Genomic DNA, 13,465 nt, shown 5'->3' with positions numbered 1-13,465 from the left:
CCGGGATCTGGCTCGGGTGGATGCACACAGTCCCGCCGAAGCCCAGCGCGACGGCGTCCTCGGCCAGTTCCCGCAATAGTGAAATACCACCACAACCGATTGTTTTGTGAGCTACACCACAAGCGGTGGGAGCAGGTGCGGCGAAGTGTGCTCATGTGTCGTTTGTGACTCATGAGCACACTTTGCTCTGACCATTACCCAAGCAAACTACGTCTGGCGTTTGCCGACGGAACGCCGCCGGGGCGCCCGCCGCGGGCCGGATTAGGCTGGCGCTGCCCGCGGAAATCGAGCGGGCGTAACAGCGAATCGAGGCGGACCGCAATGATCTTCATCGTCGTCAAGTTCGAGACGAAGCCCGAATGGACCGACCGCTGGCAAGGACTCGTCGCATCGTTCACAGCGGCGACCCGGGCCGAGGAAGGCAATCTGTGGTTCGAATGGTCGCGCAGCCTGGACAACCCTGCGGAGTACGTCTTGCTGGAGGCGTTCCGCGACGACGAGGCGGGCGGCATCCACGTCAACAGCGACCACTTCAAGCGCTTCATGCAGGAGCTCCCGCAGGCGCTGAAGTCCACGCCTAAGATCATCAACCAGACCATCGATGCCACGGGCTGGTCGGAGATGGGCGAATTGACGGTCGACTAGTTCCGGCTAGCCGACCGCAATCTCGATCTCGCCGCCCAGGGCGTAACCCGGTGTCAGTGGAAGCTTGTCACCGCTCCAGAACGAGCCCGGGTCGAAGAAGTTCGAGTACTTCTCCGTGGAGAGCAAGCCCATTTCTTCGTAGGTGATTGCCACCGTCTCCGCGCAGTACGCCGCTTCCAGGCCGAGCCGCTGGCGCTCCTTGCGCCGCTCGGTTGATTCTCGAACCTTCTTGTCCACCAGCGGGATTCCCCGCACCCAGTCGTAGGCGTTGGGTAGCCGGCCACGCAACCACCGGCCGGTCAGGCGCATGGTGGTAGGAAACGCCGTGCCGTCCATCCGGGCGATAACACGCAGCAGCCTGTTCTCTTGTTCGCGATTGGCCGGCGGAGTGAGCTGGCGTAACCAGCACCGCTGGTGGTAGCGCTGCGACCACTGCAGCACGGACTGCGCGAGATCGTTGAGTTGCACGCCACGATGATTCGTCCCCGTCCACAGGTCGACGAGCTTGTCACCCAGTTCGGCGTGCCATATCAACGGCGGCAAGTCGTCGATGGCCACCGTCATGCCGACGTGGTTCACCGGGCTGTTGGTCAACGTCTGGATGGCGCGGTCTGGCCCCGAACCGCCGCGAAACAGCCACAGATCACCGGTCCGGGTCTCTTCGAGCGCTTGGTCCAAAGTGAGCATCTTCGTGTAAGCCCGTTCGCCGCTGCAGCTTTCGCCAATGTCGTCGCCATTATGAGCCCGGCGGTACGGGACACTCAATGCGTCACCGTATGTTGCGGGCACACAAGTCAATCACAACCGGGGCATAACGACTCGGCGGCGCATAGCCTGGTGTCATGCGCAATCTGTGGAAGTGGGTGGGATTGGCCGGTGCGGCGGGCGTGGTCGCCGGGGGCGTGCTGGTGGTTCGCGACCAACGCAAACGACGTGCATACACCTCGGACGAAGTCCGTGACCGCCTGCATCAGCGATTGGCCCAATACAACGGGGAATCCGCCTAGTCCGAATCTGGATCGGCCGGAGCCTCAACGGCAAACAACCGGTAGGTGCCCGACAATCCCTTCAGCTCCACATTGCGCCCGCCGTCGAACCCGATGCCATCGGAATCGGAAAGCGCGTCCCGCACCGGCTGACTCACCAGAATCTGGCCGCCGACCGCCTGCGCGGCAACCCGTGCCGCCATTGCGACGTTGCGGCCGAAGAGATCATCGCCACGGCGCACCGAGCGCCCCATGTGGATGCCGATCCGCACGCGAATCTCCTCACGCCGCTTGCGATTAGCGTCCTTTCGCAACGCGTTCTGCAGGTCGATACCGCAGCGGACCGCTTCCTCGGCGCGAGCGAACGCGATCATGAACCCGTCACCCTGACTCTTGACCACATGACCGGACCGTCGCCGCACGAGATCCGAGACCAGCTTGTCGTGCGAACTGATCAGCTTGACCCACGCGCGGTCGCCGATCCGCTCGTTGAGTTTGGTGGACTCCTCGATGTCGGAGAACATGATGACAACCCGGCCGTCCGGGGTGACGCGGGCGAGGTCGGGCCGTTCGACTTCGGCCCAGTCCGCGAGGTCCTCGATGCTGCTGCGGACGGCCGCGCCGAAGCCTTCCTTGCGCATCAGGTTGGCGGTGTTCCACACCCTTTTGACGGCCTCGCGGCCCCCCGACAGCAGCTGATTGCGGGTGTCGGTCCGCTGCTTCAACTCCTCGAGCTCCTGCTGACTACGCACCAACAACCGCCACACCACGATCAGCGCGACACCCTCGATCGCGGCGATCCCGGCCAGGACGTAGACCGTGAGGTGTAGCGGGTCAGGCATGCCGTCCATCCTGTCAAGGCCGCGATGCACCCAGGTTGTCGGCCCTATCGGCTGTGTCTAGTGTTGACTCCGCCAGCCGCGGGTAGTGATCTCAAAGGGGCCGATCAGGTGACTTCCGGGAGGAGCGGTATTGGCCGAGGACGACAGTAACCCGTCTGACCTGCTGGTGATCTTCGGAATCACCGGCGACCTGGCGCGCAAAATGACGTTCCGCGCGCTGTATCGCCTCGAGCGCCGTGACATGCTGAACCACCCCATCGTGGGTGTGGCCAGCGACGACATCACCATCGAGCAGCTGCGGGATCGGGCGCGCGACGCCATCAAGGCATCCGGCGAGGAGTTCGACGAAGCCGTGTTCGACCGGATGGCGGACCGGCTGTCTTACCTGCACGGCGACGTCACCGACGCCGGTCTCTACAAAGAACTCGCCAAGAAGATCCCTTCGGACTGCCATCCGCTCTACTACCTCGAAATGCCGCCGGCCCTGTTCGCGCCCATCGTGGAGAACCTGGCGAAAGCCGACCTGCTGGAGCGCGCCCGGGTGGCGGTGGAGAAGCCGTTCGGCCACGACCTGGACTCGGCACGCGACCTCAACAAGCGGCTGCGCGCGGTGCTCGATGAAGACCAAATCCTGCGCGTGGACCACTTTTTGGGCAAACAACCCGTCGAAGAACTGCAATACCTGCGGTTCGCCAACCAAGGGCTCGCCAAGCTGTGGGACCGCGACAGCATCTCCGAGATCCACATCACCATGGCCGAGGACTTCGGCATCGAAGACCGCGGCAAGTTCTATGACGCGGTGGGCACGCTGCGCGACGTCGTGCAAAACCACCTGCTGCAGGTGCTTGCCCTGGTCGCCATGGAGCCCCCCGTCGGAGCGGGCGCCGACGACCTGAACGACAAGAAGGCCGAGGTTTTCCGTGCGATGCCGGCGCTGGATCCGGAACGTTGCGTCCGCGGGCAGTACCGCGGTTACACCGATGTCGCCGGTGTGGCAAAGGATTCCACCACCGAGACCTACATCGCGCTGCGAACCGAGATCGACAATTGGCGCTGGGCAGGGGTGCCGATCTTCCTGCGGGCCGGAAAGGCGTTGCCGGAGAAGGTGACCGAGGTCCGGATGTTCCTGCACCACGTCCCCGGATTTTCGTTCCTGCCCAACCGCCGACCGCCCGAGTGCAACCAGATCGTGCTGCGCATCGACCCCGATCCCGGGATGCGGCTGCAGCTGTCCGCCCAGGTCGGCGATTCATGGCACGACGTTCACCTGGATTCGTCGTTCGCCGAGGATCTCGGCGAACCGGTCCGACCCTATGAGCGATTGCTTTACGCCGCGTTCAACGGAGACCGTCAATTGTTCGCCCGCGAAGATGCCATCGAAGAGACGTGGCGAATCGTGCAGCCCGTGCTCGACAAGCCGGGCCGCATCCACCATTACGACCGGGGCTCGTGGGGACCCGAGGCCGCACAGGCGCTGGTGCGGGGTCACCACAGCTGGCACGAGCCGTGGCTACCGCGTAGCAAGCCCACCGAACAGTAAAGGAGACATCCACGATGCAGCTTGGGATGATCGGCCTCGGCCGGATGGGCGCGAACATCGTCCGCCGCGTCGCCAAGGGCGGACACGAATGCGTGGTCTATGACCACAACCCCGACGCGGTCAAGGCGATGGCGGGGGAGGACAAGACCACCGGGGTGGGCTCGCTGCAGGAGCTCGCCGAGAAGCTGACGGCGCCGCGGGTCGTCTGGGTCATGGTGCCGGCCGGCACCATCACGACCGGTGTCATCGAGGAACTGGCCAAGACGCTGGAGTCGGGTGACATCGTCATCGACGGTGGCAACTCCTACTACCGCGACGATATTCGCCACGCGAAAACCCTGTCGGAGAATGGCATTCACTTTCTCGACTGCGGCACCAGCGGCGGCGTCTGGGGCCGTGAACGCGGCTACTGCCTGATGATCGGCGGCGACGACGAGGCCTTCCTGCACGCCGAGCCGATCTTCGCCACCGTCGCACCGGGCGTCGACGCCGCGGCCCGCACGCCGGGTCGCGATGGCGAGGTCGCTCGCTCGGAGCAGGGCTACCTCCACTGCGGGCCGGCCGGTGCCGGGCACTTCGTGAAGATGGTGCACAACGGCATCGAGTACGGCATGATGGCCTCGCTCGCCGAGGGGTTGAACATTCTGCGCAATGCCGACATCGGTAACCACGTGCAGGAGGGTGACGCCGAAACCGCGCCGCTGGAGCACCCCGAGTTCTACCAGTACGACTTCGACATTCCGGAGGTCGCCGAGGTGTGGCGGCGCGGCAGCGTAATCGGCTCTTGGTTGCTGGACCTGACGGCGATCGCGCTGCACGATTCGCCCGACCTCAAGGAGTTCTCCGGACGGGTCTCCGACTCCGGGGAGGGCCGGTGGACCGCCATCGCGGCGATCGACGAGGGCGTCCCCTCGCCGGTGCTGACGACCGCGCTGCAGTCCCGCTTCGCCTCGCGTTCACTGGATGACTTCGCCAACAAGGCGCTCTCGGCGATGCGCAAGCAGTTCGGCGGGCACGCGGAGAAGCCGGCGAATTAGCGGCGATCGCGAGCGCGGCGGCGCCGGGCGAAGCGGGTCGCCGCCATCAACTAGCGGGTCAGCGGCGATTGACGAATGCGACCACCGCGTCGCTGAACGCGTCGTTGTCGTCGCCGGCCGCGGTGTGCCCGGCGTTGGACAGCTCGACGAACTCGGCGCGCGGCACGGTGGCCAGGAAGTGGCGAACGCCCTCGGGGCTCACCACGTCGGACAGCTTGCCGCGGATCAGCAAGACGGGGATCGTCAGGTTCTTGGCGGCCTGCTCGAAGCTCTCGGTGCGCAGTTGGGGATCGTCGCCGGGCTTGGTCATGAACGCGGGGTCCCAGTGCCAATACCAGCGGCCGTCGCGCAGGCGCAGGTTCTTTTTCAGTCCCTCGGGGCTGCGCGGCTTGCTTCGGTAGGGCAGGTAGGCTGCGACGGCGTCGGCGGCCTGCTCCAGCGAGTCGAAGCCGTCGAGGCCGCTGAACATGAAGTCGCGAATGCGGGCGCTGCCGCCCTTTTCGAATCGGGGGACCACGTCGACGAGCACCAGCCGGGTCACCTTCGCCGGACCGGCCCGGTGAGCTGCGAGGATGCCGGTCAGCCCGCCCATGCTGGCCCCGATGATCGTCACCGGCCGGCCGATCGCGTCCAACACGCGCATGACGTCGGTCGTCAGCGTCTCGATTTCGTAGTCGGCGTCGGGAGAGCGTGCGCTGTCTCCGTGTCCCCGCGAATCCAGCGCCACCACATGCAGCCCCTCGTCGGCCAGCGTCTGGCCGGTGTTTTTCCAGGAAAAACGGTTCTGGCCGCCCCCGTGCAGCATCAGAATGCTCGGTCGCCCGGCGCCGTCGGAGCCACGATTCCATTCGTCCGCGACCAGGGTGATCTTGTCCGCGCCGGCAAACTCAACCGTCTCGGGACCGCTGCTGACGGTACTCATGCGATCTGACGTTACATAGGCCGGTTAAGCACTGTTCCGCGGGTGGACGACGCGGTGAGTTTTCGTCGGTGGCGTGGTCTATCAAGGCAGAGACCAACGAGCCGTCAAGGAGGCCCCGGATATGCCATCGATCACCCCGTCGCTGTGGTTCGACGACAACCTCGAGGAAGCGGCCAGGTTCTACACCTCGGTGTTCCCCAACTCGCACATCGAGGGCTTCAACCAGACCACTGACGCCGGACCGGGCGAGCCCGGCAGGGTCCTGTCCGGCAGCTTCGTGCTGGACGGCGCCCGGTTCATCGGGATCAACGGCGGTCCGCACTTCCAGTTCACAGAAGCGGTGTCGTTCACGATCCACTGCAAGGACCAGGACGAGGTCGACTACTACTGGGACCGGCTGACCGACGGCGGCGAGGAATCGCAATGCGGCTGGCTCAAAGACCGCTTCGGACTCAGCTGGCAAATCGTCCCGGACCGGCTCTACGAACTGATCGGCGATCCCGATCGCACGCGGGCGGCGGCCGCTACCAACGCGATGTATGGCATGCGCAAGATCATCGTCGCCGACCTGGAGCGAGCCGCTGCGCTGTAACAGTGAAAACCGCTCGCGCAGCGTCGGTTTGACCCCGTATCCACCAGGGTCGGTGCGTCGTGTGGCCGCACAGGTTAGGTTGATCCCTGCGGAGACGTCGAGCGGGGAGTGGACATGGCTGAACCAGGCTGGATCGACGTGACCGGCTCTGCGGGAGACCTCAAGGCGCTCACCTGGGGGCCGGAAGACGGTCCCATCGCGCTGTGTCTGCACGGCTTTCCCGACACGCCGTACGGCTGGCGCAAAATCGCCCCCCGGCTCGCCGAGGCGGGTTGGCGGGTCGTCGCGCCGTTCATGCGCGGATACGCACCGTCGTCGATCCCGGTCGACGGCAGCTATCAGGTGGGTGCGCTGATGGACGACGCCCTGCGCGTGCGCAAGGCGGCGGGCGGCACCGAGAGCGACGTGATCATCGGCCACGACTGGGGTGCGATCGCCGGCACCGGCCTGGCCGCCATGCCCGACGGCCCGTTTACCAAGGCGGTGATCATGTCGGTCCCGCCGTCGGCGGCATTCCGGCGCCGCGGTGGTGGCGCGGCCGAGCGCGGCCGGCTGGCCGCCCATCTGGCTCGGCAGGTGTTTCGCAGCTGGTACATCATGTACTTCCAACTGCCCTTGCTGCCCGAGCGTTCCGCGTCCTGGGTGTTGCCGCTGCTGTGGCGGCGGTGGTCGCCCGGATATCGCGCCGATGAGGATTTGCGTCATGTCGACGCCGCGATCGGAGCGCCGGCGAGCTGGCGCGCGGCGCTGGGACCCTACCGCGCCACCATTCGCAACACCCGGCCGTCGGCACAGTATGCCCAACTGAACCAGTTGTGGACCGAAGAACCGGTGCTGCCGTGCCTGTACCTGCATGGGCGCGACGACGGTTGCATGACACCGGCTTTCGCGCGCTGGGCCGAAAAGGTGCTGCCCGCCGGCAGCGAGGTCGGCATCGTCGAACACGCCGGCCACTTCCTGCAACTCGAACAACCCGACAAGGTCGCCGACCTGGTGCTCGGGTTCATCGGCTCACCCGGCTGACACCGTGGCTCGGTCCGGGTCGGGTCACCGGATGGCTGCCGTCGACGCGCAGTTCTACTGGATGTCGGCCAAGATCCCCAGCGATGAGTTCCTGCTCTATGCATTCGACGGTGAGCCAGCGGATTACACGGATACCGTCGTGCAACTCCGCCGGCGGGCCGACACCGAACCCGCGCTGACGATGCGGGTGCGGGACCGTGGTCCGTTGCGCTATCCGCGGTGGGTACCGGTGAGTGTGGCCGCGCAGCAGGTGGTGCGCCATGAGCTCGCCGAGCACAGCTGGGACGGCATCCTGGGCGCCGTCGCCGGCCTTGCCGACGACCAACTCGACGTTCGCCGGATGGCCTGGCGGCTGCACGTCTTCACCCCGGTGTGGGGCATCCCGGGCGTCGGCGGACCGGGAACCGTCGCGGTGCTGCAGGTCGCGCACGCGCTGGCCGACGGCGCCCGCTCCGCGGCGATGGCGGCGTGGCTGTTCGGCCGGCCGGCCCCCGTGCCTGAGCTTCCTAAGCCACGGCCGGGCGTTCTGCCCTGGCGCGCCGCCCAGGCGGCTCGCACCCATCGCCGGCTGGAACGCGACATCCGCGCGGGCCTGCTGGCCCCCGGCGCCGGGTCGCGTCCGGTGCTGCCGACGAATGCGAAACCCGACGGTCCCCGTGTGGTACGCACGTTGGTGCGACACCGTTCGCAGCTGCCCGGTCCAACGGTCACCGTCGGCGTGCTCAGCGCTGTATCACAGGCCTTAAGCAATCTTCTTGATGGGCAATGCGATTCGCTGGGGGCGGAGGTGCCGATGGCGAAGCCCGGTAATCCGCCGGCACACAACCACTTCGGCAACGTCGTGGTGGGACTGTACCCCGAGCTCGGGCAGGACGCGCGCGCCGAGCGGATCGCGGCCGATTTGGCCAACGGCCGGCGCCGCTTCCAGCACCCGGCTACCCGGGCCGCCGATCGCGCGTTCGCGGCGGTGCCGGCCGGGCTGTTACGTTGGGGCATCGGGCAGTTCGATGTGCAAGAGCGCGCGACGCAGGTGTCCGGCAACACCGTGGTGTCCAGCGTCAACCGGGGGGCGGCCGATTTGAGCTTCGGCGGTGCCCCGGTGGTGCTGACGGCGGGATACCCGGCGCTGTCGCCGATGATGGGACTGACGCACGGGGTGCATGGAATCGGCGACACCATCGCGATCAGCGTGCACGCCTCGGCCTCGGCCGTGCCCGATATCGATGCCTACGTGGCGCTGCTCGACGCGGCGCTGTAGCTATTGCGCATCGCCGGATCTGGCCGCTTCTTCGCGTGTCATACCGCTGGCGACGATCAGCTCTTCGTGCAGCTCGAACCACACCGTGTGGTAGGAGTCGATCAACGGCCGCGTCAGCCACATCGTCTCGCCCGCCCTCACTTTGTCCAGTGCCGCAGCCAGTTTCGCCGCGTAGGCGCTCAGTCGCGGCAGTTGTACGGCGGCCGCCGCGATGATCGGCATCGTGCGTGCGTGCACGTCATCGAGCCGGGCCAACACCGCGGCGTCGTAGCCGGCGTCGTCATGGGCATTGGGAACGCCGTCCGGCCCGCCCTTGAGCTGCCAATCGGTCACGATGCGTTTGAAATCGGCGTTGACGGCGCGGAAGTCGTCGTAGGCGGCGGCGATCGCTGCCGGATCGGTGTCCTCGCGCTCCTCGGCGAGCAACGTCGCAAGCCTGTCGCTGCCGCTACTGGTGATCCGCAACATCGCGCCTTCGGCCAGCAGTCCCGCGGCGGTCAACCGCTCGACGACGGGGGCGATGTCGCCAAGCTCCGCACCCAGCGTCGCGGCCAGGTCGGCAGGATTCACGCGGCCCTTTAACCGAACCGCTTGCAACACAGCCAGTTCGGTCACTACACGGACCCCGGCGCCAGGCGCAGCGCGGTGAGCATCACGATCAAGGGCGTCGCCGAAACCACGTCGGCGTGCCCGCTGTCCAGCATGGCGCGCACCGCGGCCTCGGAGGTGTCGTCCAAACGCACGTGCTCACCGGCTGAGTGCGCACGCAGCGGGCTGATGCGTCGTGCGATGTCGGCCAGCTCGCGCAGTTCCGGGGTATCGTCTTCGGACCACGCGGCCAGGCTCAGATTGCCTTCGCGCACTTCGCCTTCGGCGCCGTCGACGGTGATGTCCTTGCCCGCTAGCGCCGCGGCGACTCCGTGGCCGCAGCCCACCACGGCAACCCGCCCCAATTCGCGGCTGACCACCGCCGCATGGCTGGAGGCGCCGCCGACCTCGGTGACGACGCCCTGCGCGGCCAGCATGCCCGACACGTCTTCGGGCCGCGTGTGGTCGCGTACCAGGATCACCCGCTCGCCGCGGTCGACGGCCTTTAGCGCCTCGTCGACATCGGTGTAGGCCTTGCCTGAGGCCACTCCGGGGCATGCCGGCAGCCCCTTAGCTAAAAGCGATGCTGTCAAACGTATTTCGGGTTGGATGGCGGGTTGCAGCAGGCTCTGGACGTGCGCCGGCGTGACCCGCCGCAACGTCTCCGCATCGTCGATGAGTCCCTCGTGCCGCAGCTGCAGCGCCGAGCGCACGGCCGCCTGCGCCGAGCGCTCGGCCGCCCGGGTCTGCAACAACCACAGCGTGCCGTCCTCGACGGTGAATTCGATCTCCTGTATGTCGGAATCCATCCGCTCCAAGGTGCGGGCGGCATCGATCAGTTGGTCGTAGACGGCCGGCTGCTCGTCGCGCAACGCGTCGATCGGTTCGACGTCGACCGAGCCCGAGACCACGTCGTCGCCCTGGCCGCCGGGCAGCCATTCGCCGAACGGCTGGTTGTCGCCGGTGATCGGATTGCGTGAAAAGAACGCCCCGGCACCGGAATTGGGTCCGCGGTTACCGAACACCATCGCCTGCACGACCACGGCGGTGCCGTGCTGATCGCCGATTCCGTAGTGGGCGCGATAGGCGACCGCGCGTGGTGAATTCCACGAGGCGAACACCGCCTCGATCCCGGCGCGCAACTGCGCGTACGGGTCCGACGGCACCGACTGTTGTTCGCCGACACCCACAATGCGCCGATACATTTCGGAGAACCGCCGGCGGGTGTCGCGGGCGAACGCCGGGCTACCGCCCGCCGCGAGCGCCTGCTCGACGGCGTCGTTGATGCCGAGGTCCAGGATCGTGTCCATCATGCCGGGCATGGATTGGGTGGCCCCTGAGCGCACGCTGACCAATAGTGGGTGCGGGCCGTGCCCGAACGTGCGAGAGGTCTGTGCCTGCAACCAGTGCATCCGGTCGAGCACGTCGTCCCAGATGGCGTCCATGGTCGGCGCGGGATCGGCGAGGTACCGCAGTCCCACCTCGGTGGTGATGCAGAACGCGGGCGGCACCGGCAGGTTGTGCCGGCGCATCGCCTCGATGCCGTGGCCCTTGTTGCCCAGCAGCTCCCGCGGATGGCTCGATGTGCCGTCCAGCAACACCACGGAGTGCTCGATAGGCGCAGACCCACGGCTGCTTGACGCTCTGCGGTGGGCGCCGCTACCTCGTGCGGTGCCAGCCGTGGTGCACCCCCTTGCTGGTGTGGCTACTGATAGGGCCGACGTCGGAACGCCCGCTATGTTCCCACACGGACCGGCGGATTAAGCCACGTAGCTGCTCGGCGGCTCTTGTCTTGCCACCCGGCCCATGATCTAGGTTTACAGTTATGAGTTCATATGACACGTTCCATGACGTCGGAGTACTGATCCTGCGGCTGGTGTTGGGCGTGACTCTGGCCGCGCATGGCTACAACAAGTTCTTCGGCGGCGGCCGCATCCCGGGGACCGCCCGCTGGTTCGAGAGCATCGGCATGAAGCCCGGCAAATTTCACGCCACCGTGGCGGCGACCACGGAAATGGCCGCTGGCCTCGGCCTGGCCGCCGGGTTTCTGACCCCGATCCCGGCGGCGGGCTTCGTCTCGCTGATGCTGGTCGCGGCCTGGACGGTGCACCGCGCCAACGGCTTCTTCATAGTCAAGGAGGGCTGGGAGTACAACCTGGTGCTGGCGCTCAGCGCCGTGGGCGTGGCCACGCTGGGTGCGGGCAGGTTCAGCCTTGATCACCTGGTCTTCGGGAAGAACTGGATGGATGGCTGGCACGGGCTGGCGATCTCGCTGGTGCTCGGCTTGGCCGGGGCCATCGGCCAGCTGGTGATCTTCTACCGTCCGCCGGCCAGGCAAGCCGGTTGATCTCGCCGCTGACGTCGAGAGCCGTGGTGATGCGCTGCAGCTCAGAGCGCCTATATAGAGGCGCCGTGCACGGCTATGAGTTAGAATCACCGCCGTAGCTCCGTGCGGAGCAAAGGAGACAACCGTGGTCGCCCTGCGTTCCCGACTAGCCCGCGCCGGCGGCGTTACCGCCTTGACCGGTCTGATCGCCGCTGGCTTAGCCACGACGGCGGCGGCCGACCCCGCCAATAATCCGGCAGATGTGCAGACGCTGATGAGCCACCTCTCGGGCGGCTACACCCCCACCGACTGCCACCCCGCCGGCGCGCACTCCGCCGTGGCGGTGGCCGCCGTCAACTGCGATAACTACAGTCACGATCCCGGCGGCCCCTGGAACGCAGATTACCTGCTGTACGCCAACACCGACGATTTGAACGCCGACTTCCAGCGCAGCCTCACGGAGGCCCCGCAGACTCCGGCTCAACCGTTCCCGGATGGCACGAAGGGGCCCACCGAGTGGAATCGCGGCGGGCACACTGGATCGGTGGTGTTTCTCGGCTCCGACCGAGATGACGGCGTCTATCTGGTCTGGACCGACATCCCCGCGCGGATGCTCGTGGTCGCCGAGCAGGGCATCGCCCCAGAGAGCACCCAAGCCGCCCTGTACGACTGGTGGCAGGCCGGGGGCGTTCGCTGATTCGAGTTCGCGGGATTGTGGAGGTGGTCGAATGGTCGGGGAGGAAACAGCTGCTCGGAGTGCGCCACAGCACCATAAAGCCGCGCTGCCGCTCTATACATCCAGCAGGGAAAAATTAGGATTGGGTGCCATGGCGAATCGGACGGGCAGAGCCGCAGTGTGCGTTGGTGCCGCCGCCCTCGCGCTGGGACTCGGCGGTCTCGGCGTTGCGGGTATTCCGCGTACCAACGCCGCCCCCGCGCCGATCGAGGTCGGCCCTGCGCCGAGTGCGGCCCCGACGCCCGCATCGCCGGACGGCGTTTGCTGCAACGACGCCGTCCAACCCCAAGCAAGCGGCACGGACTGCATAATCGGCCTGAACTGTGGCCAAATTCGGCCTCGTCCTCGCCGGACGGCGCCGGCGCCCCTTCCTCCGCCTCCTCCGGAGCAATAATCGCGGTGGGCCCAACCCGCGCTCCGCTTGAGCGTGCGAGCTTTACGTCGCATTGTCGCAATCCTCGGCCAGCAACTTTTCGGGGTGATGAAACGTGTTCACCTGGGGCTGGCCGCGGTCGAGGTGTGGTGGCGGGATCCATTCGGTGTCGCCGTTGGCGCGTTTTCGGGTGGACCAGCCCTTCTCCGCGAGTGGGTGATGACCACCGCACGCGAACGTCAGTTCGTCCATGTCGGTGCTGGGTCGCGTGGCATAACTGGTGACGTGGTGGACTTCGCAGTAGTAGCCAGACACGTCGCAACCCGGATGAGAACACCCACGGTCTTTGGCGTAAAGGACAATTCGCTGTCCGGGCGAGGCCAGCCGCTTGGTGTGATACAGCGCCAGCGATTTGCCCTTATCGAAGATCGCGAGATAGTGATGAGCGTGGCGGCCCAGCCGGATCACGTCCGACATCGGTAGCAGGGTGCCGCCCCCGGTGAGGCCTTTGCCGGTGGTCGCTTCGAGCTCGGCCAGTGTGGTGGTGACGATGATGGATGCCGGTAAGCCGTTGTGCTGACCGAGCTTTCCGCTGGC

The 13,465-nt window shown here is 66.6% G+C and carries 15 protein-coding genes; 9 read left to right on the top strand and 6 right to left on the bottom strand.

What is annotated here, in order from left to right:
• Positions 1-321: 321 nt before the first annotated feature.
• On the top strand, positions 322-645 hold the full coding sequence (locus A5652_RS11680) for a putative quinol monooxygenase (RefSeq protein ID WP_067350845.1): 324 nt from the start codon (positions 322-324) through the stop codon (positions 643-645).
• Positions 646-651: 6 nt separating this feature from the next.
• Here the strand turns inward: A5652_RS11680 and A5652_RS11675 are convergent, their stop codons facing one another.
• Positions 652-1,332: a guanylate cyclase gene (locus tag A5652_RS11675; RefSeq protein WP_067350842.1), complete on the bottom strand. Its 681-nt coding sequence runs from the start codon at positions 1,330-1,332 to the stop codon at positions 652-654.
• 155 nt (positions 1,333-1,487) lie between these two features.
• Here A5652_RS11675 and A5652_RS28065 point away from each other — a divergent pair, with 155 nt between their 5' ends.
• Positions 1,488-1,652: a hypothetical protein gene (locus A5652_RS28065; protein ID WP_197513923.1), complete on the top strand. Its 165-nt coding sequence runs from the start codon at positions 1,488-1,490 to the stop codon at positions 1,650-1,652.
• On the opposite strand, the gene A5652_RS11670 is transcribed toward A5652_RS28065, so the two are convergent.
• Entirely contained in the window at positions 1,649-2,482 is an 834-nt protein-coding gene (locus A5652_RS11670) for an adenylate/guanylate cyclase domain-containing protein (protein ID WP_067350838.1), read from the bottom strand. The two genes, A5652_RS28065 and A5652_RS11670, sit on opposite strands and share 4 nt — an antisense overlap.
• A gap of 121 nt (positions 2,483-2,603) precedes the next feature.
• Here A5652_RS11670 and A5652_RS11665 point away from each other — a divergent pair, with 121 nt between their 5' ends.
• Both A5652_RS11665 and gnd read left to right on the top strand, forming a co-directional pair.
• Positions 2,604-4,013, top strand: coding sequence for a glucose-6-phosphate dehydrogenase (locus A5652_RS11665; RefSeq protein ID WP_067350835.1), 1,410 nt, complete (start codon positions 2,604-2,606; stop codon positions 4,011-4,013).
• 14 nt (positions 4,014-4,027) lie between these two features.
• On the top strand, positions 4,028-5,050 hold the full coding sequence (gnd, locus tag A5652_RS11660; RefSeq protein ID WP_067350828.1) for a phosphogluconate dehydrogenase (NAD(+)-dependent, decarboxylating): 1,023 nt from the start codon (positions 4,028-4,030) through the stop codon (positions 5,048-5,050).
• Positions 5,051-5,108: 58 nt separating this feature from the next.
• On the opposite strand, the gene A5652_RS11655 is transcribed toward gnd, so the two are convergent.
• On the bottom strand, positions 5,109-5,972 hold the full coding sequence (locus tag A5652_RS11655) for an alpha/beta fold hydrolase (RefSeq protein ID WP_067350822.1): 864 nt from the start codon (positions 5,970-5,972) through the stop codon (positions 5,109-5,111).
• Positions 5,973-6,093: 121 nt separating this feature from the next.
• Between A5652_RS11655 and A5652_RS11650 the strand changes: the two genes are divergently transcribed.
• From A5652_RS11650 to A5652_RS11640, 3 genes are all read left to right on the top strand, one after another.
• Positions 6,094-6,564: a VOC family protein gene (locus tag A5652_RS11650; protein WP_067350855.1), complete on the top strand. Its 471-nt coding sequence runs from the start codon at positions 6,094-6,096 to the stop codon at positions 6,562-6,564.
• Positions 6,565-6,678: 114 nt separating this feature from the next.
• A complete protein-coding gene (locus tag A5652_RS11645; protein ID WP_067350852.1) occupies positions 6,679-7,587 on the top strand; it encodes an alpha/beta fold hydrolase in 909 nt (302 codons plus the stop codon).
• 31 nt (positions 7,588-7,618) lie between these two features.
• Positions 7,619-8,845, top strand: a complete 1,227-nt coding sequence (locus tag A5652_RS11640) for a WS/DGAT domain-containing protein (RefSeq protein ID WP_067350819.1) — start codon at positions 7,619-7,621, stop codon at positions 8,843-8,845.
• On the opposite strand, the gene A5652_RS11635 is transcribed toward A5652_RS11640, so the two are convergent.
• Both A5652_RS11635 and A5652_RS11630 read right to left on the bottom strand, forming a co-directional pair.
• Positions 8,846-9,460: a hypothetical protein gene (locus tag A5652_RS11635; protein ID WP_067350816.1), complete on the bottom strand. Its 615-nt coding sequence runs from the start codon at positions 9,458-9,460 to the stop codon at positions 8,846-8,848.
• Positions 9,460-11,049, bottom strand: coding sequence for a pyruvate, phosphate dikinase (locus A5652_RS11630; RefSeq protein ID WP_197513924.1), 1,590 nt, complete (start codon positions 11,047-11,049; stop codon positions 9,460-9,462). Before A5652_RS11630 ends, A5652_RS11635 begins: the two co-directional genes overlap by 1 nt.
• Before the next feature lie 209 nt (positions 11,050-11,258).
• Between A5652_RS11630 and A5652_RS11625 the strand changes: the two genes are divergently transcribed.
• Positions 11,259-11,780 carry a DoxX family protein gene (locus A5652_RS11625; RefSeq protein WP_067350811.1) on the top strand — a complete coding sequence of 174 codons (522 nt, stop codon included), beginning with the start codon at positions 11,259-11,261 and terminating at the stop codon, positions 11,778-11,780.
• A 124-nt stretch (positions 11,781-11,904) separates the two neighbouring features.
• Entirely contained in the window at positions 11,905-12,456 is a 552-nt protein-coding gene (locus A5652_RS11620) for a hypothetical protein (RefSeq protein ID WP_067350809.1), read from the top strand.
• A gap of 475 nt (positions 12,457-12,931) precedes the next feature.
• Here the strand turns inward: A5652_RS11620 and A5652_RS11615 are convergent.
• Positions 12,932-13,465, bottom strand: a 534-nt coding sequence (locus A5652_RS11615) for an HNH endonuclease signature motif containing protein (protein WP_156745284.1), incomplete at its 5' end; no start/stop codon positions are given.

This window comes from Mycobacterium sp. 1165178.9 (assembly GCF_001673555.1).
In the GTDB taxonomy this organism is placed as follows: Bacteria; Actinomycetota; Actinomycetes; order Mycobacteriales; family Mycobacteriaceae; genus Mycobacterium.
This window is presented reverse-complemented; position numbering and strand designations above follow the sequence as displayed.